At 70.2% G+C, this 23,587-nt stretch carries 29 protein-coding genes; 13 read left to right on the top strand and 16 right to left on the bottom strand.

What is annotated here, in order from left to right; all coding sequences use genetic code 11:
* The first annotated feature begins 12 nt into the window (after window positions 1–12).
* The 7 genes from B5557_RS18560 (at window position 13) to B5557_RS18590 (ending at window position 4,395) form a co-directional block, all read left to right on the top strand.
* A complete protein-coding gene (locus B5557_RS18560; RefSeq protein ID WP_079660521.1) occupies window positions 13–729 on the top strand; it encodes an AzlC family ABC transporter permease in 717 nt (238 codons plus the stop codon).
* Window positions 726–1,046, top strand: a complete 321-nt coding sequence (locus B5557_RS18565; protein ID WP_079660522.1) for an AzlD domain-containing protein — start codon at window positions 726–728, stop codon at window positions 1,044–1,046. The genes B5557_RS18560 and B5557_RS18565 overlap by 4 nt, the downstream gene beginning before the upstream one ends.
* 163 nt (window positions 1,047–1,209) lie before the next feature.
* Window positions 1,210–1,854: a class I SAM-dependent methyltransferase gene (locus B5557_RS18570; protein ID WP_231976392.1), complete on the top strand. Its 645-nt coding sequence runs from the start codon at window positions 1,210–1,212 to the stop codon at window positions 1,852–1,854.
* 55 nt (window positions 1,855–1,909) lie between these two features.
* Entirely contained in the window at window positions 1,910–2,425 is a 516-nt protein-coding gene (locus B5557_RS18575) for a hypothetical protein (protein ID WP_079660524.1), read from the top strand.
* Window positions 2,422–2,799: a GNAT family N-acetyltransferase gene (locus B5557_RS18580; protein WP_099936165.1), complete on the top strand. Its 378-nt coding sequence runs from the start codon at window positions 2,422–2,424 to the stop codon at window positions 2,797–2,799. Before B5557_RS18575 ends, B5557_RS18580 begins: the two co-directional genes overlap by 4 nt.
* Before the next feature lie 128 nt (window positions 2,800–2,927).
* The gene (locus tag B5557_RS18585) at window positions 2,928–4,151 is read left to right on the top strand and encodes an RNA-guided endonuclease InsQ/TnpB family protein (protein ID WP_079664862.1); all 1,224 of its coding nucleotides are present in this window, start codon (window positions 2,928–2,930) and stop codon (window positions 4,149–4,151) included.
* A 106-nt stretch (window positions 4,152–4,257) separates the two neighbouring features.
* Window positions 4,258–4,395 carry a GNAT family N-acetyltransferase gene (locus B5557_RS18590; RefSeq protein WP_231976393.1) on the top strand — a complete coding sequence of 46 codons (138 nt, stop codon included), beginning with the start codon at window positions 4,258–4,260 and terminating at the stop codon, window positions 4,393–4,395.
* On the opposite strand, the gene B5557_RS18595 is transcribed toward B5557_RS18590, so the two are convergent.
* On the bottom strand, window positions 4,365–4,829 hold the full coding sequence (locus tag B5557_RS18595) for an ATP-binding protein (RefSeq protein ID WP_079660526.1): 465 nt from the start codon (window positions 4,827–4,829) through the stop codon (window positions 4,365–4,367). The two genes, B5557_RS18590 and B5557_RS18595, sit on opposite strands and share 31 nt — an antisense overlap.
* Window positions 4,830–4,962: 133 nt before the next feature.
* Here B5557_RS18595 and B5557_RS18600 point away from each other — a divergent pair, with 133 nt between their 5' ends.
* Window positions 4,963–5,820: a helix-turn-helix domain-containing protein gene (locus B5557_RS18600; RefSeq protein ID WP_231976394.1), complete on the top strand. Its 858-nt coding sequence runs from the start codon at window positions 4,963–4,965 to the stop codon at window positions 5,818–5,820.
* A complete protein-coding gene (locus B5557_RS18605; protein ID WP_079660527.1) occupies window positions 5,817–6,059 on the top strand; it encodes a DUF397 domain-containing protein in 243 nt (80 codons plus the stop codon). Before B5557_RS18600 ends, B5557_RS18605 begins: the two co-directional genes overlap by 4 nt.
* A 588-nt stretch (window positions 6,060–6,647) precedes the next feature.
* Here B5557_RS18605 and B5557_RS18610 read toward each other — a convergent pair.
* From B5557_RS18610 to B5557_RS18620, 3 genes are all read right to left on the bottom strand, one after another.
* A complete protein-coding gene (locus B5557_RS18610) occupies window positions 6,648–7,205 on the bottom strand; it encodes a hypothetical protein (RefSeq protein ID WP_159424394.1) in 558 nt (185 codons plus the stop codon).
* A 41-nt stretch (window positions 7,206–7,246) separates the two neighbouring features.
* On the bottom strand, window positions 7,247–9,178 hold the full coding sequence (locus tag B5557_RS18615) for an AMP-dependent synthetase/ligase (protein ID WP_079660528.1): 1,932 nt from the start codon (window positions 9,176–9,178) through the stop codon (window positions 7,247–7,249).
* A 250-nt stretch (window positions 9,179–9,428) separates the two neighbouring features.
* Entirely contained in the window at window positions 9,429–10,766 is a 1,338-nt protein-coding gene (locus B5557_RS18620; RefSeq protein ID WP_079660529.1) for an acetyl-CoA C-acetyltransferase, read from the bottom strand.
* Window positions 10,767–10,868: 102 nt separating this feature from the next.
* Between B5557_RS18620 and B5557_RS18625 the strand changes: the two genes are divergently transcribed.
* A complete protein-coding gene (locus B5557_RS18625; protein WP_079660530.1) occupies window positions 10,869–12,224 on the top strand; it encodes a 3-oxoacyl-ACP reductase in 1,356 nt (451 codons plus the stop codon).
* 8 nt (window positions 12,225–12,232) lie between these two features.
* Window positions 12,233–13,135: a MaoC family dehydratase gene (locus B5557_RS18630; RefSeq protein ID WP_173877702.1), complete on the top strand. Its 903-nt coding sequence runs from the start codon at window positions 12,233–12,235 to the stop codon at window positions 13,133–13,135.
* 15 nt (window positions 13,136–13,150) lie between these two features.
* On the opposite strand, the gene B5557_RS18635 is transcribed toward B5557_RS18630, so the two are convergent.
* From B5557_RS18635 to B5557_RS18685, 11 genes are all read right to left on the bottom strand, one after another.
* Window positions 13,151–13,513, bottom strand: a complete 363-nt coding sequence (locus B5557_RS18635; protein ID WP_079660532.1) for a hypothetical protein — start codon at window positions 13,511–13,513, stop codon at window positions 13,151–13,153.
* A gap of 70 nt (window positions 13,514–13,583) precedes the next feature.
* Complete coding sequence (locus B5557_RS18640; RefSeq protein ID WP_079660533.1) at window positions 13,584–14,240, bottom strand: TetR/AcrR family transcriptional regulator; 657 nt, start codon at window positions 14,238–14,240, stop codon at window positions 13,584–13,586.
* Between the two features lie 68 nt (window positions 14,241–14,308).
* Window positions 14,309–14,641, bottom strand: a complete 333-nt coding sequence (locus tag B5557_RS18645) for a DUF4229 domain-containing protein (protein ID WP_079660534.1) — start codon at window positions 14,639–14,641, stop codon at window positions 14,309–14,311.
* A gap of 98 nt (window positions 14,642–14,739) precedes the next feature.
* On the bottom strand, window positions 14,740–15,264 hold the full coding sequence (locus tag B5557_RS18650) for a GNAT family N-acetyltransferase (RefSeq protein WP_079660535.1): 525 nt from the start codon (window positions 15,262–15,264) through the stop codon (window positions 14,740–14,742).
* 16 nt (window positions 15,265–15,280) lie between these two features.
* Entirely contained in the window at window positions 15,281–15,931 is a 651-nt protein-coding gene (locus B5557_RS18655) for a UdgX family uracil-DNA binding protein (RefSeq protein ID WP_107472606.1), read from the bottom strand.
* Window positions 15,932–15,985: 54 nt separating this feature from the next.
* A complete protein-coding gene (gene mqnE / locus B5557_RS18660; protein ID WP_079660536.1) occupies window positions 15,986–17,149 on the bottom strand; it encodes an aminofutalosine synthase MqnE in 1,164 nt (387 codons plus the stop codon).
* A gap of 46 nt (window positions 17,150–17,195) precedes the next feature.
* Window positions 17,196–17,651 (bottom strand): Lrp/AsnC family transcriptional regulator, encoded by a 456-nt coding sequence (locus B5557_RS18665; RefSeq protein ID WP_079660537.1) that lies wholly within the window; start codon window positions 17,649–17,651, stop codon window positions 17,196–17,198.
* Window positions 17,652–17,715: 64 nt separating this feature from the next.
* A complete protein-coding gene (locus B5557_RS18670; protein WP_079660538.1) occupies window positions 17,716–18,375 on the bottom strand; it encodes a UbiX family flavin prenyltransferase in 660 nt (219 codons plus the stop codon).
* Window positions 18,376–18,430: 55 nt separating this feature from the next.
* A complete protein-coding gene (locus tag B5557_RS18675) occupies window positions 18,431–19,003 on the bottom strand; it encodes a Uma2 family endonuclease (RefSeq protein WP_079660539.1) in 573 nt (190 codons plus the stop codon).
* 46 nt (window positions 19,004–19,049) lie between these two features.
* Window positions 19,050–19,952: a menaquinone biosynthesis prenyltransferase MqnP gene (gene mqnP / locus B5557_RS18680; protein WP_079660540.1), complete on the bottom strand. Its 903-nt coding sequence runs from the start codon at window positions 19,950–19,952 to the stop codon at window positions 19,050–19,052.
* On the bottom strand, window positions 19,949–21,406 hold the full coding sequence (locus B5557_RS18685; protein WP_079660541.1) for a menaquinone biosynthesis decarboxylase: 1,458 nt from the start codon (window positions 21,404–21,406) through the stop codon (window positions 19,949–19,951). Before B5557_RS18685 ends, mqnP begins: the two co-directional genes overlap by 4 nt.
* Window positions 21,407–21,494: 88 nt before the next feature.
* Between B5557_RS18685 and B5557_RS18690 the strand changes: the two genes are divergently transcribed.
* Together B5557_RS18690 and B5557_RS18695 are read left to right on the top strand one after the other, a co-directional pair.
* Window positions 21,495–21,899 carry a PLD nuclease N-terminal domain-containing protein gene (locus tag B5557_RS18690; protein ID WP_079660542.1) on the top strand — a complete coding sequence of 135 codons (405 nt, stop codon included), beginning with the start codon at window positions 21,495–21,497 and terminating at the stop codon, window positions 21,897–21,899.
* Window positions 21,899–22,783 carry a LysR family transcriptional regulator gene (locus B5557_RS18695; RefSeq protein WP_079660543.1) on the top strand — a complete coding sequence of 295 codons (885 nt, stop codon included), beginning with the start codon at window positions 21,899–21,901 and terminating at the stop codon, window positions 22,781–22,783. The genes B5557_RS18690 and B5557_RS18695 overlap by 1 nt, the downstream gene beginning before the upstream one ends.
* On the opposite strand, the gene B5557_RS18700 is transcribed toward B5557_RS18695, so the two are convergent.
* Window positions 22,680–23,585: a DMT family transporter gene (locus B5557_RS18700; protein WP_079664866.1), complete on the bottom strand. Its 906-nt coding sequence runs from the start codon at window positions 23,583–23,585 to the stop codon at window positions 22,680–22,682. The two genes, B5557_RS18695 and B5557_RS18700, sit on opposite strands and share 104 nt — an antisense overlap.
* Between the last annotated feature and the right edge of the window lie 2 nt (window positions 23,586–23,587).

Below are 23,587 nucleotides of genomic sequence, written 5' to 3' on the forward strand. Positions count from 1 at the left end.
ATCGTAGAGAACATGCGTTCGCCACAACGAACACCCACGGCCTCGGAGAGCTCCGGGCTCCGGCCCCTCGTCCGTGACAGTTCACTCGTCTGGCTGGCCGGCGGGGTGGTGGGTGTCTCCTTCGGGGCGATCGCCGTCGCCGGCGGGCTGCCGGTGTGGGTGCCGGTCGTGATGTCGCTGCTGGTGTACGCGGGCTCCGCCCAGTTCAGCGCGGTCGGTGTGGTGCTGGCCGGGGGCGGTCCGCTCGCCGCCGCCGCGACCGGGCTCCTCCTCAACACGCGCAACGCCGCGTTCAGCCTGGCGGTCGCCGACCTCCTCGGCCCCGGCCGCGCGAGCCGCCTCCTCGGCGCGCACCTGGTGACCGACGAGACGGTCGCCTTCGCCCTCGCCCAGCCGGACCCCGCCCGCCGCCGCGCCGCGTTCTGGATCTCCGGGATCGGACTGTTCGCCGTATGGAACATCGGCGTGCTCGCGGGCGCCGTCGCCGGGAGCGCCCTCGGCGACACGGCGGCCTACGGCCTGGACGCGGCCTTCCCCGCCGTCCTCGTGGCGCTGGTCCTGCCGACCCTGCGCAAGGACGCCGGGCTGCGACGCCCGGCCGCACTCGGCGCGGCCGTCGCCCTGGCGGCGACGCCGATCGCCCCGGCCGGGGTACCGGTACTGCTCGCGCTGGCCGGCCTGGCGCTCTACGGCCGCGGCCACACCGGCAAGGGGAGGACAGCGGCATGAGCACGACGGCCACCTTGATCCTCATCCTGGCGCTGGCGGTAGGGACGTACGCCCTCCGGCTGGTCGGCCCCGCGCTGCACGGACGGGTGGAACTGCCCGCCCGGGTGCAGGAGTTGCTGTCCGCCGGGGCGGTGGTCCTGCTGGTCGCGCTGCTGGCGACGGGCGCGCTCACCGAGGGCGGCGGCTTCGCCGGCTGGTCGCGTCCGGCCGGGGTACTGGCCGGCGGGGTACTGGCCTGGCGGAGAGCGCCGTTCGCGGTGGTGGTGCTGGGGGCGGCGGCGACGGCAGGGGCCCTGCGGGCGCTGGGCGTGGCTTAGGACGTGGCGTCAAGGCGTGACTCAGGACGTGGCTTGGAACGCACCCGATTGTCGGCGGCGCCCACTAGGGTCCCGCCCCATGACCGACACCACAGCCCCCACCACGGCCCCCGAGTCTCGCGCCGCAACCAGTGGAAGCACGACACCCCCCGCCCCAGGATTCGTGACCGCCACCCGCACGTTCTACGACGCCATCGCCGAGGACTACGCCGAGCGCTTCCGTGCCGAACTCGTCGCGAGGCCGCTGGAGCGGGCCGTGCTCGCGGCGTACGCCGAACTCGTCGGCGAGGGTGGCCGCGTGGCCGACCTGGGGTGCGGTCCCGGCCGGACGACGGGGCGCCTCGCCTCGATGGGGCTCGATGTGTCCGGGCTCGACCTGTCGGAGTCGATGCTCGCGATCGCGCGGCGCGAGAACCCCGGGATCCGGTTCGAACAGGGCTCGATGCTGAAGCTGGACGGGCACGCGGACGGCTCCCTCGACGGGGTCGTCTCCTTCTACTCCTCCATCCACACCCCTGTGGACGAACTCCCCGCCCTCTTCGCCGAGTTCCTCCGCGTCCTCATGCCCGGCGGGCACCTCCTCCTCGCCTTCCAGGTCGGCGACGTGCCCCGCCACTACGACCGCCCCTGGGGCCACCCGGTCGCCCTCGACTTCGAACGCCGCCGCCCCGAGCAGATGGCCGGCCTGCTGACGTCGGCCGGCTTCACGATGCGATCGAGCACCGTACGAGAGCCGGAGCCCGAGCTCGACGAGTCGGTACCGCAGGCGTTCTTGATCGCCCGCAGGCCTGCGGAAGCGGACGAGTAGGGTCACGCGCCACACTTGAGTTGAACACGTTCAAAAGCTCTGCGAGGATGTCCGCATGAGACGGCCCCTCGCAGGTGCGGCACTCGCGGCGTGCATCGCGTCGACGGTCCTGCTGAGCGCGTGCACCGCCGGCCTCGCAGGCCCCTACCAGTACTACAACGGCACGGGGCTGCACGACGCCACAGCGGCCGAGGCCGCGGGGACCTGGGAGTGCGTGGAAGGAACACGGCTGACGCTCCGCCCGGACGGGACGGCCGCCTTCCGGCAACTCGACGGTCAGGAATGGGACTTCGACGACGCGTGGCGCGTCACCGGCACGGGGACCTGGGAACTGACCGACGACGCCGAAGGCCAGGAGCTCCACCTCGCCATGACGACCCGGACGGCGGTCGCGACCCGCGCCGCCACACCGGCGCCCACGGCGTCGCCCGAGGCGCCCGCGACGTACACGTGGCGCTTCTTCGTCGACCGCAATCCGCAGAAGAAGCTGGTGCTGTTCTTCTTCTACAGCGATCCCGACGCCGGGAACTCGTATGTGATGCGGCGGGCGACGGCTAGCGTGGCGGGATGAGCGATGACGGTGTGCGGCTGCGGCCTGTCTGTGAGGACGATCTGCCGGGGCTGGAAGCGTTCCTGGTCGACCCCGAGGCCGCCGGGCCGTTCGCGTGGTTCGGCTGGGCGGACCCGGGGCGCTTCAGGCGGCGCTGGGCCGAGAACGGCATGCTCTCCGACGACGGCGGCCTGTTGATGGTGACGTCCGGCACGGAGGCACTCGGCTTCGTGTCCTGGCGCAAGGTCGTCACCGTGCCCGGCTCGCACTTCTGGAACATGGGCATCCAGTTGCTGCCGCAGGCCCAGGGACGCGGCGTCGGCACACAGGCCCAACGCCTCCTGGTCCGCTACCGGGATTCATTCGGGGTGCTTCGGGGTTCACCCCGGGGGTGAAGCGAATCTCATGCCTGCGACGCGGAGCGTCGCGGTGTCGTTCCGGCGGAGCCGGGCTGTGCTGCGGTGACGGCTCGCTCGGATGTTCCCGGTGACTGCACTCGTTCGACCTGCCTAGTGTGATCGTCATGCAGCTCAGGTACAGCTTCCGCCTGTACCCGGACCCCGGCCGGCAGACCGCGTTGGCGAAAGCGTTCGGGTGCGCCCGCGTCGTGTTCAACGACGCGGTCCGCGCCCGCGAGGACGCCCGCAGGGCGGGCAGGCCCTTCCCCAAGGCGGGGGAGCTGTCCACCCGTCTGATCACCGAGGCGAAACGGACCGTGGAGCGGTCCTGGCTGGGTGAGGTGTCCGCAGTCGTCCTGCAGCAGTCGCTGCGCGACGCCGAGGCCGCCTACAAGAACTTCTTCGCCTCCGTCAAGGGTGCCCGCAAGGGTCCGAAGCTGGGTGCGCCCCGGTTCAAGTCCCGCAGGGACGCCCGGCAGTCGATCCGGTTCACCGCCAACGCCCGCTGGAACATCACCGACAGCGGCCGTCTGAGCCTGCCGAAGATCGGGGCGGTGAATGTGAAGTGGTCTCGCACCCTGCCCGCCACCCCCACCTCCGTCACCGTCGTCAAGGACGGCGCGGGCAGGTTCTTCGCCTCGTTCGTCATCGACACCGACCCCGCCGCCGACGCGAACCGGATGCCCGAGTCGGATCAGAGTGTCGGCATCGACCTCGGCCTGACGCATTTCGCGGTGCTGTCCACCGGCGAGAAAATCGACTCACCCCGGTTCCTGCGCCGGGCGGAGAAAAAGCTGAAGAAGGTCCAGAAGAGCCTGTCCCGCAAACAGAAGGGGTCGAACAACCGCAAGAAGGCCCGTCTGAAGGTCGCCCGCGCCCACACCAAGGTCACCGACGCCCGCAAAGAGTTCCACCACCAGCTCTCCACCCGGCTGATCTCCGAGAACCAAGGAATCGCCGTGGAGAGTCTGTCGGTGGCGGGGCTGGCGCGTACCCGGCTGGCCAAGTCCGTCCACGACGCCGGGTGGACGGCGTTCGTGAACATGCTGGAATACAAAGCCCAGCGGTACGGACGCACCCTGATCAAGATCGGCCGGTACGAGCCGACGAGTCAGGTCTGCTCCACCTGCGGGGTCAAGGACGGTCCCAAACCCCTCAACATCAGGGAATGGACCTGTACCGCCTGCGGCACCCTCCACGACCGGGACCACAACGCCGCGATCAACGTGAAGACGGCCGCCGGACTGGCGGTAACAGCCTGCGGAGCGCCGGTAGGACCAGAACCCGTTCTGGCACAGCGCGAAGAAACAGGAAGCCACGGACTCCCCACTGGAAACCGCGCCGCGTAGCGGCACGGCAACCGGTGGAGAAGGCCAGAATCCTCGCCTTTCAAGGCGAAGAGCATGTCAACTGTTCGCGCACACGCCCGTCGTACGGATCGAGGCGCACACCGATGTGGAGAACCTCGCCGAGCAACGCGCCCTGGAGAAAGTCGGTTTCACCCGCGAGGGCGTCCTGCGCAGCGTCGTGTTCCGGGACGGGCGCTGGCGTGACGGCGTGTCCTACAGCGTGCTGCGGGACGACGCGCCCTGAGCGAGCGGCAGTTCGGCCCACACCGTCTTGCCGACGGGCCGCTCCGCCACTCCCCACGTCCGGGCCAGCACCCAGACGAGGATCAGGCCCCGGCCGCCCTCCTCCTCCGGGTTGGTGACGATCCGCAGTTGCCGGTCCCCTCGGGTGTCGCTCACCTCGACACGCAGCGTGTCGTCCCCGAGCAGCAGCAGCCTCAGCTCGAAGTCCCGGCCGGGCACGCGTCCGTGCGTGACGGCGTTGGCGGCAAGCTCCGCGACGACCTGCTGCGCCGTGTAGTTGGCGTCGCCGTCGTGCGGATATCCCCAGTCCGTGAGCTGCTGCGCGGCGAGCCGGCGGGCCAGGCGGGCACCGCGCGGGGTGGAGCTGAAGCGCAGGGTCAGTTCACCGGGAGGAGCGTTCCGGGTGGAGATCTGGGTGGAGATTTCGGAGTTCACCTGACTCAGCGTGGCCGGTTGTATCTACCCTGGCCAGGGGCGACTTGGCGACTCTGTGTAGCCGTACGGCTGCGGTGGGGCGGGCGTACGGGTCGTCGGTCCTGACCAGGGAGACGTGAAGGCGGTGGCGTGAGTGACGGATGAGCGCAGGCCGGAGACACCGGCGGAGGCCGACGGGACGACGGGGCTGTTCACCGCGCTCGGCAAGATGATGAAACTCCTGCGGGAGCGGAAGGGGCTGACGCAGAGGGAGTTCGGGCAGCTCGTCGGATACGGGCCCGATGCCATCTCCTCCATGGAGCGTGGGGTGCGGACGATGCGGCCCGAGGTTCTGGAGCAGGCGGATGGGCTGTTGGACGCGGGGGGTTTGTTCCTGGAGGCGATCCCGGAGGTCCGGGAGGCGATGAGCAGGGTTCGGACCCGGCATCCGGAGTGGTATCGAGGGTATGCAGCGTTGGAAGCGGAGGCGGTGGAGCTGCACCATTACTGCAGCTATGCGGTACATGGGCTCCTCCAGACCGAGCAGCACGCTCATGCGGTGTTCGCGAAGCGGCGGCCAGTCATGAGTGAGGAGATGATCGAGAAGCGAGTGGCCGACCGGCTCGAACGGCAACAGCTCTTCGATCGCTGGCCGGCGCCCATCATCAGTTACGTGCTCGAAGAGGTCGTACTGGACAGGCCGATCGGTGGGCGGGAGGCTCACGCCGACCAACTGCGGCGTCTGTTGCATGTGAGCGGCAACCGGAACATCGAGCTCCAAGTGATGCCGACTGGCATGGAGGAACATCCCAACATGGATGGGCCGTTCAACCTGCTGACCCCTAAGAAGCACGCTCAAGTGGCATATACGGAGATCCAGGGATATCCCCGGCTGATCACGGACTCGGAAGAGGTCCGAAGGATCGCCGACCGCTATGGGATCATGCGAGCAATGGCGCTCACCCCCAGAGAGTCACGGGTGCTGATCGGGAAGAAGCTGGAGGAGCTATGAGCAGCGAGGACCTCACCTGGTTCAAGTCCAGCTACAGCGGCGGCGAAGGCGGTGATTGCGTGGAAGCCGCCTACACCTGGCGCAAGTCGACGTACAGCAGCGGCGAGGGCGGCGACTGCCTCGAAGTCGCCGCCTGCCCTCACACCGTCCACGTCCGTGACTCCAAGACACCCACCGGCCCCCGGCTGGCCCTCTCCTCCCCTGCCTGGGCGGATTTCCTCGCGTTCGCCACTAAATGAGCGTCGGGACATCCGGCTGGGCGACTCGACCTGGTCCTGCCGGCGGCAGGTTGCAATTGGCGGGTTTGCGCCACCCCTTCCACCTCCACCTTCGCAAGCCCGTCCAGCAGGTGGCCCCATCACTCCAATTGCCCTTGGACGCGTAATCGGTGAGGCTGCTGTGACTAGTGAGCCGTGTCAGGGCACGCCTGCCGGCCCCCACCAGCCGACGTGGCACCAGCCGCCGGGGCCATCGGCCGCAAGCCGCCAACCCACCCGGCGTGCCTCTGAGGCGCGGGCGCGCACCCCTCACCCCGGCCGGGAACGCAGCACGCCCGAGGGAAGGTCTGCCTGGGCCACCCGTTCCTCCCCCGGCCGCCCGCTCGCTTCTCACCCGTGCTGGAGCGGACCGAGTCAAGGGTGGGCCGTAGGCCCATCGGCGAAGCCGACGCGGAGCCGAAGGCGTAGCGCCCTTTACTCGGGCCGTGGAAGCACGACACTGGCCAAGAGGCGGGCGGTCCAACGACCACGCCTCCAACTAGGGGAGGGGTGCCCGGGCTCCGCTTCGCACCCACCCCGTAAGGCCTTGAGAACGCCCGCCCGTCCCCGTCACACGCCCAGGCCGGCGGGCGGCGGGCCCAGTGGATCGCCCGGCAGTACCGGCGGATTCCTCAGCGCCGTCTCGTACGCCTGCCGCTCGAAGGCGAACGGGCCGATCGGCAGCTCGCCCCACTCCTCGCGTTCGGGCTGGTGGAAGGCGGACCAGGTGACCGTCGTGGAGGTCGTCCCGATACGGGCCATCAGCGCCCAGCACTGCCAGAGGCCGCAGGGGCAGCCGAGGAGGGGAGTCCGGTCGGCCGCGTCCAGGAAGTGGTTCCCGGTGAAGTCGAGGACGCCCAGACCGTCGTGCTGACGCCAGATCAGCTCGGCCGACTCCCGCTCCTGTTCCTCCTCCTCGAACTGGTCCGCCAGTTCGGGTCGCCACAGCTCACGCGTCGCCCGGGCCGTCAGCGCGCGCAGGTCGGTGCCGTCGACGCGGATGCCCCACACGAGGGCGGTCGGGTGGTCGTCCCAGGGGTAGTGGAAGAACTCGATGCCGTTCATGCCGTTCATGCCGTTCATGCCGCTCGTGCCGCTCATGCCGTTCATGCCGCTCATGCCGCTCACGAGCGGCATGCTCCCTGGTCCGGGGGCCGTCCGCGAATCCTTTAGTGCTGCGCGTACAGGCCCTCCACCTGGTCCGCGAAGTCCCGCATGATCGTCTCGCGGCGGAGTTTCATCGAGGGGGTGAGGTGGCCGGCGAACTCGGAGAAGTCCGAGGGGAGGATGACGAAGCGGCGGATCGACTCCGGGCGGGACACCAGCTTGTTGGCCTCGTCGATCGCGCGCTGGAGGACGGCGTTCAGCTCCTCGTCGTCGATCAGCAGCTCCGCCGGGACGGGGTGCTTGCCGTTCATCTGACGCCAGTGGGTGAGACCGTCGGGGTCGAGGGTGAGGAGGGCGGAGACGTAGGGGCGGCCGTCGCCGAGGACCATGGCCTGGGAGATCAGGGGGTGCGAGCGCAGCCAGTTCTCCAGGGGCGCGGGGGCGACGCTCTTGCCGCCCGCCGTGATGATCATCTCCTTCTTGCGGCCGGTGATCGTCAGATAGCCCTCGTCGTCGAGCTCGCCGATGTCACCGGTCGCGAGCCAGCCGTCGGGTGCGGCGGGAACCACTCCCCCGGCCGCCGGGTCCCAGTAGCCGCGCAGGACATGCTCGCCCGCGACGAGGATCTCGCCGTCCGCCGCTATGCGGATCTTCGTCCCCGGGAGGGGCCAACCCACCGTTCCCAGGCGGGGCTTCAGCGGCGGGGTCACCGTCGTCGCGGCCGTCGTCTCCGTCAGGCCGTAGCCCTCGTAGATCTCGATGCCCGCGCCGAGGTAGAACGAGGAGAGGCGGCGGCCGAGCGGGGAGCCGCCGCAGATGGCGTGACGGACCCGGCCGCCCATGGCGTTGCGGATGCGGCGGTAGACGAGCGGGTCGTAGAAGGTGCGGGCGGCGCGCAGGGTGGCCGCCGGGCCGTGGCCGGTGCCGGTCTTCTGCGCCTCGACCGCCTCGCCGTAGCGGCGGGCCACGCCGACCGCCCGGTCGAAGGAGGTGACCCGGCCGCCGGCCTCCGCCTTCGCGCGGGCGGTGTTGAAGACCTTCTCCAGCATGTACGGGATGGCGAGGAGACAGGTGGGTCTGAAGGCCGCCAGGTCCGGCAGAAGGTCGTCGGACTTGAGGCTGGGCGCGTGGCCGAGGCGGACGCGGGCGCGGATGCAGGCGATGGCGACCATCCGGCCGAAGACATGCGACATGGGGAGGAAGAGCAGGACGGAGAGGTCCTCGCCCTTCGACTTGAAGACCGGGTAGAGCAGTTCGATCGCGTTGTCGACCTCGGCGAAGAAGTTGCCGTGGGTGAGCGCGCAGCCTTTGGGGCGGCCGGTGGTGCCGGAGGTGTAGATGAGGGTGCAGAGGGTGTCGGGGACGAGCATCCCACGGCGGATCTCGACCTCGGCGTCGGGGACGTTCTCGCCCGCCTCGATCAGCCGGTCCACGTGCCCCTTCTCCATGACCCAGAGATGGTGGAGGTCGGGCAGCCGGTCGAGTTCGGGGCCGAGGGCGGCCGCCTGACCGGCGGTCTCGGTGACGAGGGCGACCGCGCCGGAGTCGTGCAGGATCCAGCGGGTCTGGAAGACGGACGACGTCGGGTAGATGGGGACGGTGACCAGGCCCGCCGCCCAGGCCGCGAAGTCCAGCAGCGTCCACTCGTACGTCGTGCGGGCCATGATGGCGAGCCGGTCGCCGGGCACCAGGCCCTCCGCTATCAGCCCCTTGGCCACCGCGTGGACCTGGGCGGCGAAGCGCTCGGCCGTGATGTCCGTCCAGTCGCCGTCCTTGTCCTTGCGGCTGACGACCACCGTCTGGGGGGCGGCGGCCGCGTTGTCGTAGGGCAGGTCGGCGAGCGAGCCGTAGGTCACCGGGCGCGCCAGCGCCGGAACGGAGGCCTCCCGTACCGCGCCGTCCAGTCGTCGCGTCTCGGGTTCCACGAGGGCGGGGGGAGCGTCGAAGTCGGCGGAGACGTATGCCGAGCCGGCGGCTGAGGACGGGGTGGACACGGGCGGCTCCCTGAGCGTGCAGCGAGAAAACTGCTTGCTGCATGACGTACGTGCTTCGCGCACCGAGGCGTTCAACCGCGATGCCCCCTAACGGACTTTAAGAGGCCCTAAGACGTCCTAAGGCCCTTTAAGGCAGGGGTTACCACCGGTTAGGTAGGGGATCGTACGGCGTGCACGTGTGGGGCTTGTGCGTGTTCCGGGATGTTTCGGGGCTGGGGATGTGCAATCTCGGCGGTTATATGAGGAATCTTCACGTTCGTTCCAGAATCGCGGTCACCCCCTGGCCGCCCGCCGCGCAGATCGAGATCAGTCCCCGTGCCGGGCCGTCCCGTTCGGCGAGCAGCTTGGCCAGCGTGGCGACGATACGGGCTCCGGTCGCCGCGAAGGGGTGGCCGGTCGCGAGGGAGGAGCCGACGACGTTCAGCCGGTCACGGTCGACGGGCGCGAGACCCTGCTTCTCCCAGGCCGCGAGGGTCGCCAACACCTGGGAGGCGAAGGCCTCATGGACCTCGAAGAGGTCGAAGTCCTCGATGCCCAGACCGGTGCGCGCCAACATACGGGGGACTGCGTAGGCGGGGGCCATCAGCAACCCGTCCCCGCCGGTCCCGTCCTGGCCGTCGGCGACGTCACCGTGCACGAAGTCGACGGCCGCCGTCTCGTACGCGGTCAGGTAGGCGAGCGGCTCCAGGCCGCGCGCCTCGGCCCACTCCTCGGAGGCGAGGAGGACCACGGCCGCACCGTCCGTCAGCGGCGTCGAGTTGCCCGCCGTCATGGTCGGGTCCGGACCATCCGTGCCGAACACCGGCTTAAGGCGGGCGAGTTGCTCGGCCGTCGAGTCCGGGCGCAGGTTCTGGTCGCGGGCCAGGTCGCGGAACGGGACGACGAGATCGCCGAAGAAGCCCCGCTCGTACGCGGCGGCGAGCCGCTGGTGGCTGGTGGCCGCCAGTTCGTCCTGGGCCTCGCGCTCGATGCCCCAGGCGCGGGCGGTGACCGCCGCGTGCTCGCCCATGGACAGGCCGGTGCGCGGTTCGGCGTTGCGCGGGATGTCGGGGATCAGGTGGGAGGGGCGGATCTGCGCGAGCGCCTTGAGGCGGGCGCCCGTCGACTTCGCCCGGCGGGCCTCCAACAGGATGCGGCGCAGGCGGTCGTTGACGCCGAGGGGGGCGTCGCTGGCGGTGTCGGCGCCGCCGGCGATCGCGGACTCGGTCTGGCCGAGGGCGATCTTGTTGGCGGCGGCGATCACGGCCTGGAGTCCGGTGCCGCAGGCCTGCTGGATGTCGTAGGCGGGGGTGCGGGCGTCGAGCTTCGAGCCGAGGACGGTCTCGCGGGCCAGGTTGAAGTCACGGCTGTGCTTGAGGACGGCGCCGGCGACCACCTCGCCCACCACGCCCGGGACGTCGAGCGCGTACCGGTTCGCCAGCCCGTTCACGGCCGCCGTCAGCATCTCCTGGTTGGAGGCGGTGGCGTAGGGGCCGTCGGAGCGGGCGAAGGGGATGCGGGTGCCGCCGACGATCGCGACGCGACGGGCGCGCGGGGGCTCGACCGGGGGCTTCGGGGTGCCTTCGCGCACCAGCTCCAGGGGACTCATTCTCGACCTGCTCCTCACCCGTGACCTAGACTTACCCCCGGTAACCTTACTCCGGAGCAAGCATATTTCCGTCGTGCCGAGCCCGTGGGAGACGAGACGCACATGGCCGACCGCTATCTGAGCTTCACCGCCACCGCACCCGGCCGTTTCCTCACCCGGCGACTCGGGCTCCCGCAGCCGGCGGCGCTCAGCCGCTTCTCGCCCGAACGTCCCTCCCTCACAGGCAGCTTGGCTCACCTTACGGCCGGCAGGTCCACCGTCGGCGATCTTGCGGCCGTCCTCTCCCGCACCGGCCTGCCGCTCGGCGCCGCCGACCCCGCCGCCGCCGACCCCGCCGCCGCCGACCCCGCCGCCGTCGTGCTCGACGCGACCGGCGTGCGGGACGTCGACTCGCTCACCGAGGTGCACGCGGCCCTGCACCCGGTGGTGCGGTCGGTCGCGGCGAGCGGGCGGGTCGTGGTGCTCGGCGCGCCCCTCGATCCCGAGGACCACCACCAGGCGGCCGTGCAGCAGGCCCTGGAGGGGTTCGTGCGGTCACTCGGCAAGGAGATCGGGCGCGGGCGCACCGTGAACCTCGTCCGGCTGGGCGGCGACGCGGCCGCCGCCGAGTCGACCCTGCGCTTCCTCCTCTCCCCCAAGTCGGCGTACGTCAGCGGCCAGGTGATCGCGGTGGCGGCCGACGGGTCCGGGGGATCCGGCGGGTCCGAGGGCCCCGAGGACTGGTCGCGGCCTCTCGCCGGCCGTACCGCGCTGGTCACCGGCGCGGCCCGAGGCATCGGCGAGGCGGTCGCCGAGACGCTGGCCCGGGACGGCGCCCATGTCGTCGTCCTGGATGTGCCGCAGGCCGAGGAGGACGCCCGTCGGGTCGCCGAGCGGCTGGGCGGCACCGCTCTCGCGCTCGACATCACGGCCGCCGACGCGGGTGAGCGGATCGCCGCCGAACTCCCCGACGGGCTGGACGTGTTGATCCACAACGCCGGGATCACCCGGGACCGACGACTGGTCAACATGCCTGCGGAGCGGTGGAGTTCCGTCCTGGACGTCAATCTGGCGAGCGTGCTGCGCACGACGGACGCGCTGCTCGCCAAGGGGGCCCTGCGGCCGGGCGGGCGGATCGTGGCGACCGCCTCCATCGCCGGGCTGGCGGGCAACGCGGGGCAGACGAACTACGGCGCGAGCAAGGCGGGCATCGCCGGTCTGGTCCGCTCCCTCGCGCCGCGCGCGCTCGCCGGGCACGGGGTCACGGTGAACGCGGTGGCGCCGGGGTTCATCGAGACGAAGATGACGGCCGCGGTGCCGCTGTTCATCCGCGAGGCGGGCCGCCGGATGAACTCCCTCGCGCAGGGCGGGCTGCCCGTCGACGTCGCCGAGACGACGGCGTGGCTCGCGCATCCCGCCTCCGGCGCGGTGAACGGGCAGGTCGTGCGGGTGTGCGGCCAGAGCCTTCTGGGGGCGTAGTGGCTACGGTGACCACGACCCTCTCCCGCCTGCCCGCCCTCGGCCCGCTGTTCGCCCTCGGCGCCCTGCGCTCGCCCTTCAAGCGGCCCCGGCCGGGCGTTACGTTCCCGGGCCTCGGCGACCGCCTGGTCCTGCCCGGCCTGCGCGTCGACCTGTCCCGCCTCGCCGCGTACGAACGGGTGTGCGCCTTCCCGACCGGTGAGGACTCGCTGCCGCTCACCTATCCCCACGTCCTGGGCTTCCCCCTGGCCATGCGCCTGATGAGCCGCCGGGACTTCCCCCTCCCGCTGCTCGGCCTCGTCCACACCTCGATCGACATCACCCGCCACACGGCCCTGGCGGCCACGGGAACGTACGAACTCACCGTGTACGTCGACCGGTTGGCTCCGCACCGGCGGGGTACGGAGGCGGTCGTCGTCACCGAGCTGCGCAACGGCGGCAGGGTCGTATGGGAGTCCACGAGCATGTATCTGGCCCGGCACCGCACCGAGGCCGGGCACGCTCCGACGGAAACCGAGGCCACGCCCGCTGCGAGGGAACCGGAACCCGGCCCGCTCCCCGCGCTCGACGAGTGGCGGCTCGCCGCCGACGTCGGCCGGCGCTACGGCGCCGCCTCCGGCGACCGCAACCCCATCCATCTGCACGCCCTCACCGCCCGCCTCTTCGGCTTCCGCCGCGCCATAGCCCACGGCATGTGGACCGTCGCCCGCTGCCTCGCCGCCCACGGCACCCCTCAGGCGGTGCGCGTACGGGCGCAGTTCCGGGCCCCGGTACTGCTCCCGAGCACGGTGACCTTCGTGGCGGATGGCGCCCGGTTCGAACTGCGCGGGACGGGAGACGGGAGAGGAGACGGTTCGGGAGAGGCGGGACGGGTCCATGTGAGCGGCAGGATCGACCCACTCGTCCCGTGATCGTCCGTCAGAGGACTAGGACACCTGACCGCGGACGACGGTGACGCCTCCCAGGAGGCCCCAGGCGTCGATGCGGACCGTGGGACCGCCCGGCTCGGTGGGGCCCGCGTCCTTGACGCCGCCCAGGCGCAGGCCCCGGACGTCGACCTGGACGTCGGGGCGGACCTTCAGGCTGACGCCGCCGATCAGGCTCAGCTTGGTGATCCGCAGCTCGGCGCCGTCCGGGATCTCCACGTCGGTCAGGTCGACGTCGGCGCCGCCGACGAGGGAGACGGTGAGGGTCCGCTCGTGGAGGGTGGCGCCGTCCAGCCGATGACCGCCGATGAGGCTGATCTGGATGTCGGTCTTCTGCGGCTGGTCCTTGCCGGGCTTCGTCATGGGGAAGACGGTAGGGGTGGCGGGCAGGGGCGGCCCAGTGCCTCGCGTCCAGCGGTGAGCATGACAGATGTCATGCGCCGAGCGCGGCCTCCGGCGGAGTCCACGCGCGGCCTTCCATCAGGTTGCCCAGGCCCGCCCACGCGAAGTTCATCAGCGTCGCCGCTGCCTGGCGGGCCGTGGTGCCGTCGGTGGTGTTGGCCCAGGCGGCCAGCGACTCGGCGGCGCCGACCAGGGCCTCGGCCAGGCCGGCGACCTCGCGTTCCGGCAGGTCGGGGTCGCGGTGGGCCTCCCGGGCGGCGACCAGGATCAGCTGCGTCACGAACTCGACGATCTCCTCGCGCATCGCCGCGACCTCGCCCGCGAACCGCTCGCCGTGCGTGCGGGCCTGGAGATGCAGGACGGACCAGGCGTGCGGGTGCTGCGCGGTGTGCGCGAAGAACGCCCGCAGTCCGTCCCAGAGTTGGCGGTCGGCGGGCACGTCGGTGCGGACGCCGGTGCGGACCGCCTCGACGAGCGCCTTGGCCTCACGCCGGATGCACGCGGTGAAGAGGTCTTCCTTGGAGTTCAGGTACAGGTACACCAACGGCTTGGAGACGCCCGCGAGTTCGGCGATCTCGTCCATCGACGCGGCCATGTACCCCCGGCGGCCGAAGGTCTCCACGGCGGCGTCCAGCATCTGCTGCTCACGGACCGCACGCGGCATCCGCTTGGTCTTCACGGCACCCATGAGCACAGAGTAGTTGGGCCCGGCCGGACCCGACCCCGGACGAGCAGCCAGGAGCTGGGGCTCGGGCCTCAGGAGGTCTGCGCCTGGCCCTGCGTCTGGCCCTGCGTCTGGCCCTGGGGGCGGGTGGCCTCGTCGACCGTGGCGTCCTCCTGGGAGCGGTTGGCCTCCAGGTTGGCCTTCATGCGGTCGACGCGCTCGACGACCGTCACCGAGGCGCGGTCGCGCTCCTTGCGCAGCACCACGAAGCTGATCGGCGCGGAGATCACCAGCGAGAGCAGGAGGATCCACATGATGTTGGAGTCGCCGAGGCCGCGCGGGATGACGCCCGAGTAGACGAGACCCCAGACGACCACGAAGCAGCCGGCGAAGACACCGAGGCGCATCAGTGTGTAGCGGAGCATGTCAATCCACTCTTCCGTTTCCAAAAGGGGCCAGCGTCCAGTGAAGCACGCCGGAGTCCCGATCTTGCAGCCGCCCCCGCAGCGTCACGGGAGCCGTGTCACGTCAGCGGCAGCAGCATGGTGATGTCGTCCCGGTCGTCCCCCGGCGCGACCCTGATGGCACCGGGCACCCGGCCGACCTCCTTGTAGCCGCAGGACCCGTAGAAGCGCTCCAGGCCGAGCCCGCCCCGGCAGGTGAGCTGGATCGCCTCGATGCCCTCGAAGCCGCGGGCGGCGTCCTCGACGGCCGCCAGGAGGTCCCGTCCGTAGCCCTTGCCCTGGTGCCGGGGGTGGACCATCACCGTGTACAGCCAGACCCAGTGGGTCTTCAGCCGGTGCGCGTTGAAGGAGAAGAACGCGGTCGCCGCCACCTCACCGGCCTCGTCACGCCCGACGAGCAGCCGCATCCGCCCCTCGACCATGGACACGAGGTGGCGGACCAGCTCCGGCCGAACCGTCTCACGCTCGACCGGCGGCACGAAGCCGACGGCTCCGCCCGCGTTGGAGACGTCCGTCCACAGGTCGAGGACGCCGTCGCGCAGGGCAGGGGTGATGGCGGGGTCGAGGGTGAAGGTAAGCGACACACCGGGATCTTAGTCCTTACGACAAGACGCGTGCCGCCGTTCTCAGATCCTGGACCAGCCCCTGGTAGGCACCCTCGCGGTCGTCGGCGCGCAGCACGGAGGAGGGGTGGACCGTGGGCACCAGCCGCTCGCGGCGGCCGTGGATCTCCTCCTCCAGGACCGTCCCGCGCACCTCCCCCACCCGGAACGACGACCCCAGCAGCGCCTTCCCGGCCGTCGCGCCCAGCACCACGATCAGCTCGGGCTCGACGAGGGCGAGCTCGGCCGCGAGCCAGGGGGCGCACGCCGTCATCTCGCGAAGGTTCGGCGCTTTGTGGATACGGCGTTTTCGGGGCTCCGCCTGCGTGAACTTGAAGTGCTTGACCGCGTTGGTCACGTAGGCGTCGCCGGGATCGATGCCGGCCTCCGCGAGGGCACGGTCGAGGAGTTTGCCCGCGGGGCCGACGAAGGGCTTGCCCTGCCGGTCCTCCTGGTCGCCGGGCTGCTCACCGACGAGCATCACCCGGGCGTCGGCCGCCCCCGCGCCGAACACCGTCTGGGTGGCGTCCCGGTGCAGCGGGCAGCCGCGGCAACCGGCCGCCGCCTTGCGCAGCGCGGTGAGACCGCCGTGCTCCGGAACAAAGGGCCCTGCTGTGTAGGCGTCCTCAGGCGCTCGCGTGGTCACCATGGGGTTCGAGTACCCGCCGTGGACTCGGACCCCACGCTCACCCCGGCTGAAAAGTCACACCCGCATCGGCTGCGGGGCGTCCCGGCGGGCCGGGTCCGGGCCGTCGTACTCGCGGATGATCTCGTAGCGCGTGTTCCGCTCCACCGGACGGAAGCCCGCGTCGCGGATGAGGTCGAGGAGGTCCTCGCGGGTCAGCTTGTTCGGGGTGCCGTAGTTGTCGGCGTCGTGCGTGATCTTGTACTCGACGACCGAGCCGTCCATGTCGTCCGCGCCGTGCTGGAGCGCGAGCTGCGCGGTCTGCACGCCGTGCATGACCCAGAAGACCTTGACGTGCGGGACGTTGTCGAAGAGCAGACGGGAGACGGCGAAGGTCTTCAGCGCCTCCGCGCCGGTCGCCATCTGCGTCCGCGCCTGAAGGCGGTTGCGGACCTTCCCGTCCTTCATGTCCACGAAGTCGTGCTGGTAGCGGAGCGGGATGAAGACCTGGAAGCCGTTCGTCTCGTCCTGCAGCTCACGCAGGCGCAGGACGTGGTCGACCCGGTGGCGCGGTTCCTCGATGTGGCCGTACAGCATGGTGCACGGGGTCTTCAGACCCTTCTCGTGCGCCAGGCGGTGGATCCGCGACCAGTCCTCCCAGTGCGTGCGGTGGTCCACGATGTGCTGCCGGACCTCCCAGTCGAAGATCTCCGCGCCGCCGCCGGTGAGGGACTCCAGGCCCGCGTCGATGAGCTCGTCGAGGATCTCCGACGCCGACAGACCGGAGATCGTCTCGAAGTGGTGGATCTCCGTGGCCGTGAAGGCCTTCAGCGAGACGTTCGGGAGGGCGGCCTTCAACTCCCGCAGCGAGCGCGGGTAGTAGCGCCACGGCAGGTTCGGGTGCAGGCCGTTGACGATGTGCAGCTCGGTGAGGTTCTCGCCCTCCATCGCCTTGGCGAGCTTCACCGCCTCCTCGATGCGCATCGTGTACGCGTCCTTCTCGCCCGGCTTGCGCTGGAACGAGCAGTAGGCGCAGGACGCCGTGCACACGTTGGTCATGTTGAGGTGCCGGTTGACGTTGAAGTGGACGACGTCGCCGTTCTTCCGCGTCCGCACCTCGTGCGCGAGACCGCCCAGCCAGGCCAGGTCGTCCGACTCGTACAGCGCGATGCCGTCCTCACGGGTCAGCCGCTCACCGGCCCTGACCTTGTCCTCCAGCTCGCGCTTGAGCCCGACGTCCATGACCACACCTTTCTCCGACAACTCGACCAACCGTACGCCTGCACCACTAGACCTCTTCGGGAAGCTCTCCCACCCGGTTCTCCCACTTCGTGGAGAGCACGATGGTCGTACGGGTCCGGGAGACGCCCTTCGTTCCCGACAGCCGTCGGATGATCTTCTCCAGGCCGTCCACGTCGTTCGCCCGCACCTTGAGCATGAACGAGTCGTCGCCGGCGATGAACCAACAGTCCTCGATCTCACCGAGGTCCTTCATCCGGTTCGCCACGTCCTCGTGGTCGGCGGCGTCGGAGAGGGAGATGCCGATGAGGGCGGTGACGCCGAGGCCGAGCTGCGCGGCGTTCACCGTGGCGCGGTAGCCGGTGATGACGCCGGCCGCCTCCAGCCGGTTGATGCGGTCGGTGACACTGGGCCCCGACAGTCCGACGAGGCGTCCCAACTCCGCGTAGGAGGCCCGGCCGTTCTCCCTCAGGGCCTGGATGAGCTGCCTGTCCACCGCGTCCATGCGAATCGAAGCCTTCCGATCAAAGTTCCTGAAGAGATGAGAGGTGCCACGGCGTACGGCGTACTCAGGTGTCCCGGACCGCGCCCAGCTCGCCGTCCCACCGGCGGTACAGTCCGTGCGCGACCCCGGCCGCGTCGAGGACCCGCCCGGCGACGAAGTCGACCAGGTCCTGAATGTGGGTGGCCCCCGCGTAGAAGGCGGGCGAGGCCGGTACGACGCTCGCGCCGGCGTCGTCGAGAGCGACCAGATGCCGCAGCGTCTGCCCGTTCAACGGGGTCTCCCGTACCGCGACGACGAGCGCCCGGCGCTCCTTGAGCGTGACGCTCGCCGCACGCTGGAGGAGGTCCTTCGACAGACCGAGGGCGACGCCGGCGACGCAGGCGGTGGAGGCGGGCACGATCAGCATCCCCTTCGCGGGATACGACCCCGACGACGGCCCCGCCGCAAGGTCCCCCGCGCTCCAGTACCGCACGGCCTCGACGCCGGCCTCGAGGTCGACCTCGAACGTGCCCGGCTTGCCGTCGGCCCCCCGCGTAAGCCATTCCCGCAGGTCGTCCCGCCAGTGCGCGTCCCGGAAGGAGATCCCGGTCTCGTCGAGCAGTGTGAGCCGCGAGGCCCGGCTGACCACCAGGTCCACGCTCTCCCCCGCGGCGAGCAGCGCACGCAGCACGGCGGCGGCATAGGGCGTACCGGACGCCCCGGACACCCCCACGATCCAAGGCACGCGCTGCGTTTCTCCTGCGTTCACACCTTGAGCGTACCGGTGGGCGGAAAGGTCTTCAGGACCGGCCGACCGTGTTCGGAGCGACGGGCAGCGCCTTGGTGGGGATCATCAGCTTGCCCAGGGAGGAGTCAACGGTCAGTTCGCGTCCGTACGGGAGGGTGTCACGCCCCAGGTAGCCGTCGGGACCGGGGTTCCACATCGTGACGACGTGGCCTTCGAGCGGGTCCAGGACCAGGTAGTTGGCGATCCCCCGGGAGGCGTACCAGCGGGGCTTGACCTCGTAATCCCGGCGGATGCTGCTGGGGGACACCACTTCGGCGACGAACTCGATCAGGTCGGGCGAGTACTCGCTGCGGTTCTCGGCCTCGGCATCGGCCGGAATGACCGCCAGGTCCGGACAGAACTCGTTGTCGTCGTCGAAGGGGAAGGCCACGTCGCTCACCAGCGCCCACCCGGGCGGCAACTGGCCCTCCACGATCGTCCAGACCCGCTGGATGGTCTTCCCGTGTACCGGCCTGACCGGATTCATCACGATGCTGCCCTCGACAATCTCCGTCAGATAGCCGGGGAACATGTCCTCCAGCTTGCTGAGCTGTGAGTGCAGTCGGTCAAGGTCCGAGACGGTCACGGCGGCCTCCCTGGGGTCCTGCTCCCGATGGTAGGCCGCACGGTATTCAGACGGTCAGACCTCGAACCAGGAGATCCAGCAACGCACACACGAACAGGGCAATGCCGATGAAACCGTTGACGCTGAAGAACGCCCTGTTCAGACGGGACAGGTCGTGGGGCCGCACGATGGTGTGCTCGTAGACGAACGCGCCCGCCACGATCAGCAGTCCGAGCCAGAAGAACGCGCCGGCGTCGGTGACGAGGGCGTACCAGACGAACAGGGCCGTCGTGATCGCGTGGCAGGCGCGCGCCCCCCGGATCGCCGCCGGGATGCCGAAGCGGGCCGGAACCGACATGACGCCGATCTCACGGTCGGTCTCGATGTCCTGGCAGGCGTAGATCAGGTCGAAGCCGCCGATCCAGACGCCGACCGCCAGGCCGAGGATCACCGCGTCCCACGACCACTCGCCGGTGATCGCCAGCCAGCCGCCGATCGGACCCATGGCCTGGGCGAGACCCAGGATGGCCTGCGGGAAGTTCGTGAACCGTTTGCCGTACGGGTACACCACCATCGGGATGACCGCGACGGGGGCGAGGGCCAGGCAGAGGGGGTTGAGCATGGCCGCCGAGCCGAGGAACACGGCGACGGCGATCAACGCGCCCGTCCAGGCGTGCCTGACCGACATCGCGCCGGTCACCAGCTCACGGTGGGCCGTGCGCGGGTTGCGGGCGTCGATCTCGCGGTCGATGATCCGGTTGACGGCCATCGCGAAGGTGCGCAGGCCCACCATGCAGATGGTGACCAGCAGCAGCCTGCCCCAGTGGATGTTGCCGTCCTGCTGGAACATCGCGGTCAGCGCGGCGATGTAGGCGAAGGGCAGCGCGAAGATCGAGTGCTCGATCATCACCAGGCGCAGGAACGCACGGGCCCTGCCGGGCTGGGGAATCGCGGCGGCGGAGGCGCTCACAGTCCGTATTCCTTCCAGCGTCGCGTCACGCGTTCGGATGTCTCCGGGTCGGACAGGACCATCTCGGGCCAGCCGCCGTCGCGGGTGTAGCCCTCCTCGGGCCACTTCTTCGTGGCGTCGATGCCCGCCTTGCCGCCCCAGAACTGCTGGTAGGAGGCGTGGTCGAGGTGGTCGACGGGGCCTTCGACGATCGACAGGTCGCGGGCGTAGTCCGTGTTGCCGAGCGCCCGCCAGGCGACCTCGTGCAGGTCGTGGACGTCGCAGTCGGAGTCGACGACCACGATCAGCTTGGTCAGCGACATCATGTGAGCGCCCCAGACCGCGTGCATGACCTTCTGCGCGTGCTTGGGGTACTTCTTGTCGATCGAGACGATCGCGCAGTTGTGGAAGCCACCGGACTCGGGCAGGTGGTAGTCCACGATGTCCGGGACGATGATCTTCAGGAGCGGCAGGAAGAAACGTTCCGTGGCCCGGCCCAGCGGGCCGTCCTCCGTCGGGGGCCGGCCGACGACGATCGACTGGAGCAGCGGCCGCTTCCGCATCGTCACGCAGTCGATCTTCAGGGCCGGGAACGGCTCCTGCGGGGTGTAGAAGCCGGTGTGGTCGCCGAAGGGGCCCTCCGGGAGCATCTCGCCCGGCTCCAGCCAGCCCTCGATCACGACCTCCGCCTGCGCCGGAACCTGGAGCGGGACGGTCTTGCAGTCGACCATCTCGATCCGCCTGCCCGCGATGAACCCGGCGAAGAGGTACTCGTCGATGTCACCGGGGAGCGGGGCGGTGGAGGCGTAGGTGACGGCGGGCGGGCAGCCGAAGGCGATCGCGACGGGGAGCTTCTCGCCCTTGCGCGCGGCGACCTGGTAGTGGTTGCGGCTGTCCTTGTGGATCTGCCAGTGCATGCCGATCGTGCGCTTGTCGTGGCGCTGGAGGCGGTACAGGCCGAGGTTGCGGATCCCGCTCTCCGGGTCCTTGGTGTGCGTCAGACCCAGGTTGAAGAAGGAGCCGCCGTCCTGCGGCCAGGTGAAGAGGGCGGGCAGGGCGTCGAGGTCGACGTCGTCGCCGTACAGGGCGACCTCCTGGACGGGCGCGTCGCCGGCCTTCACCTTCTTCGGCGGCACGTGCGCCATCGCGCCGAGCTTGCCGAACGCCTCGCGCACACCGACGAACCCCTGCGGCAGCTCGGGGCGCAGCAGCCCGCCGATCTTGTCGGAGATGTCCTCGTACGACTTCAGGCCGAGGGCCTTGAGCAGCCGCCGGTCGGTCCCGAAGACGTTCATCGCGAGGGGCATCGACGACCCCTTCACGTTCTCGAAGAGCAGCGCCGGGCCACCGGACTTCTGGACCCGGTCGACGATCTCCCCGACCTCCAGATACGGATCGACCTCGGCCTTGACGCGCTTGAGGTCGCCTTCGCGTTCCAGTGCCCTGAGCAGGGAACGAAGATCGTCGTAAGCCATGTGTCCCAGTATCGGTCAACGGTTACCCTGACCCCGTCACCGGGGCTGCCCAGCGCCCCGCCGCCGTCTTCCGGGAGATCCCACCACCATGCTCAGGTATCTGCCGTTTTTGCTGGTCCTGGCGCTGTGGATCTATGCCTTCATCGACTGCCTGAACACTCCCGAGGAGGAGGTGCGGGGGCTGCCGAAGGTGGTGTGGGTCATCATCATCCTGCTCTTCGGCGAGGTGCTCGTCGGTCCGATCGCCTGGCTGGTGGCCGGGAAGGTGCGGCACGCGCCCGGAGGCGGGGCCACGCCGGGACCCCTCTCGTCGGGACGCCACGGCCACCCCGCGAAGTTCGTCGCGCCGGACGACAACCCCGAGTTCCTCAAGTCCCTGAAGGCCGACAACGACAACGACGAGAAACTCCTCAAGGACTGGGAGGCCGACCTGCGCCGCCGCGAGGAGGAGCTGAAGCGCCGCGAGGCGGGCGAGGACCCCAAGGACAACTGATGGAACTGCGGCTGCTGGCCACCTTCGAGAAGGTCTCCGCCGTCCTGAGCTTCACCCGGGCCGCGGCCGAGCTGAACTACGCCCAGTCCAGCGTGACCAGCCAGATCCGCACCCTGGAGGACTCCCTCGGCGTCGAGCTCTTCGACCGGCTCGGCAGCCGTATCCGGCTCACCGAGGCGGGTGAGCGGCTGCTGCCCTACGCCCGGCAGCTGCGGGAGCTGGCCGAGGAGGCGCGCGTCGCGGTCACCGGCCCGCAGGAGCCCTCCGGCGCGCTCGCCGTCGGCACGATGGAGTCGCTGACCTCCTACCGGCTGCCCCCGCTCCTCGAACTCTTCCACCACCGCTACCCGAAGGTCCGCCTCTCGCTGCGCCCCACCCTCGGGGACGAGACCCGGCAGGCGCTGCGGCAGGGGACGTACGACCTCGGATTCCTGATGGAGGCGGAGACCGAGCACGCGGGGCTGGAGGCGGAGGTGCTGGCGGTGGAGCCGCTCGCCCTCGTCGCCTCGCCGCGACACGCCCTCGCGGGGAAGGAGTTGGCAACCGCCGACCTCGTACGGCAACCGCTCCTCGCCACCGAACCGGGGTGCGCCTACCGCGACTTGTTCGAGCGGGAGCTCAGGTCCGCCGATCCCGACGTGCAGTTCATGGAGTTCGGCACGATCGAGGCCACGAAACGCGCGGCGGCGGCCGGCCTCGGGATCTCGTTGCTGCCCGAGGTGACGGTCGCCGCCGAACTCGCGGAGGGGACGCTGCTGCGGCTGGCCTGGGAGCCGCCGTTCACGCTTCGCACGCAGTTGGCGTGGCGGGCAGGGAAGCGGCTTCCGGCGCATGCCCGACTGTTCCTCGAACAGGCGCGGCGGCTCGTGGCCGAGCAAGGGTGACCCTGAGGCTCGCTGTCACGATCAGCGGCACGCCGAGCGCCTGGACGAGGCCGATGTGGTGGCCGTACACCAGCCAGTCCATGCCCATCGCGACCGCCGGATAGGTGAAGGCGAGCACAGCGATCTTCGCGGTCGGCAGCTGGGCGTAGGCGGCGTACATCAGGACGTACATCAGCCCGGTGTGGACGACACCGAGCCCGACCAGCCAGCCCCAGTCCGCGCCGGTCCCGCCCATCGCGCCGAAGTCGGCGAAGGGGAGGAGGAGGGGGATGCCCACGACGACCTGGACCAGGGCGATCAGGTGCGGGCGTACGCCGGTGATCCGCTTGGTGACCAGGGTGGACAGGCCGTACAGGAGCGCGGCGAGGAGGGCCTGCCCGACGCCCGTCAGATACGTTCCGCCGCTCGTGAAGTCGGACGGCCTGACGCCCGAGACGAGGATCAGACCCGCGAAGGCGACGACGATCCAGCCGACCTTGGCGGCGGTGAGCCGCTCGCGGAAGAGCAGGGCTCCCAGCAGCACGACGTAGAACGGCTGGGTGTGGTAGACGACCGTGGCGACGGAGATCGACGTGTTCTCGTACGACTGGAAGAGGAAGACCCAGTTGAAGACGATGAACACACCGCCGAGCACGGCGAGTGAGAGGGTGCGGGGCGTGAAGCCGTGGTCGCGCAGCCAGCCGCGGGACACGACGTACGTCCCCAGCGCCAGCGCGCCGAACAGGACGCGGAAGAAGACGACGTTGAACGGCGACGCGCCCGACTCGACGACGAAGACGCCGAGGGTGCCGGAGAGCACCATCG

It is taken from the genome of Streptomyces sp. 3214.6, assembly GCF_900129855.1.
GTDB lineage: Bacteria > Actinomycetota > Actinomycetes > Streptomycetales > Streptomycetaceae > Streptomyces > Streptomyces soliscabiei.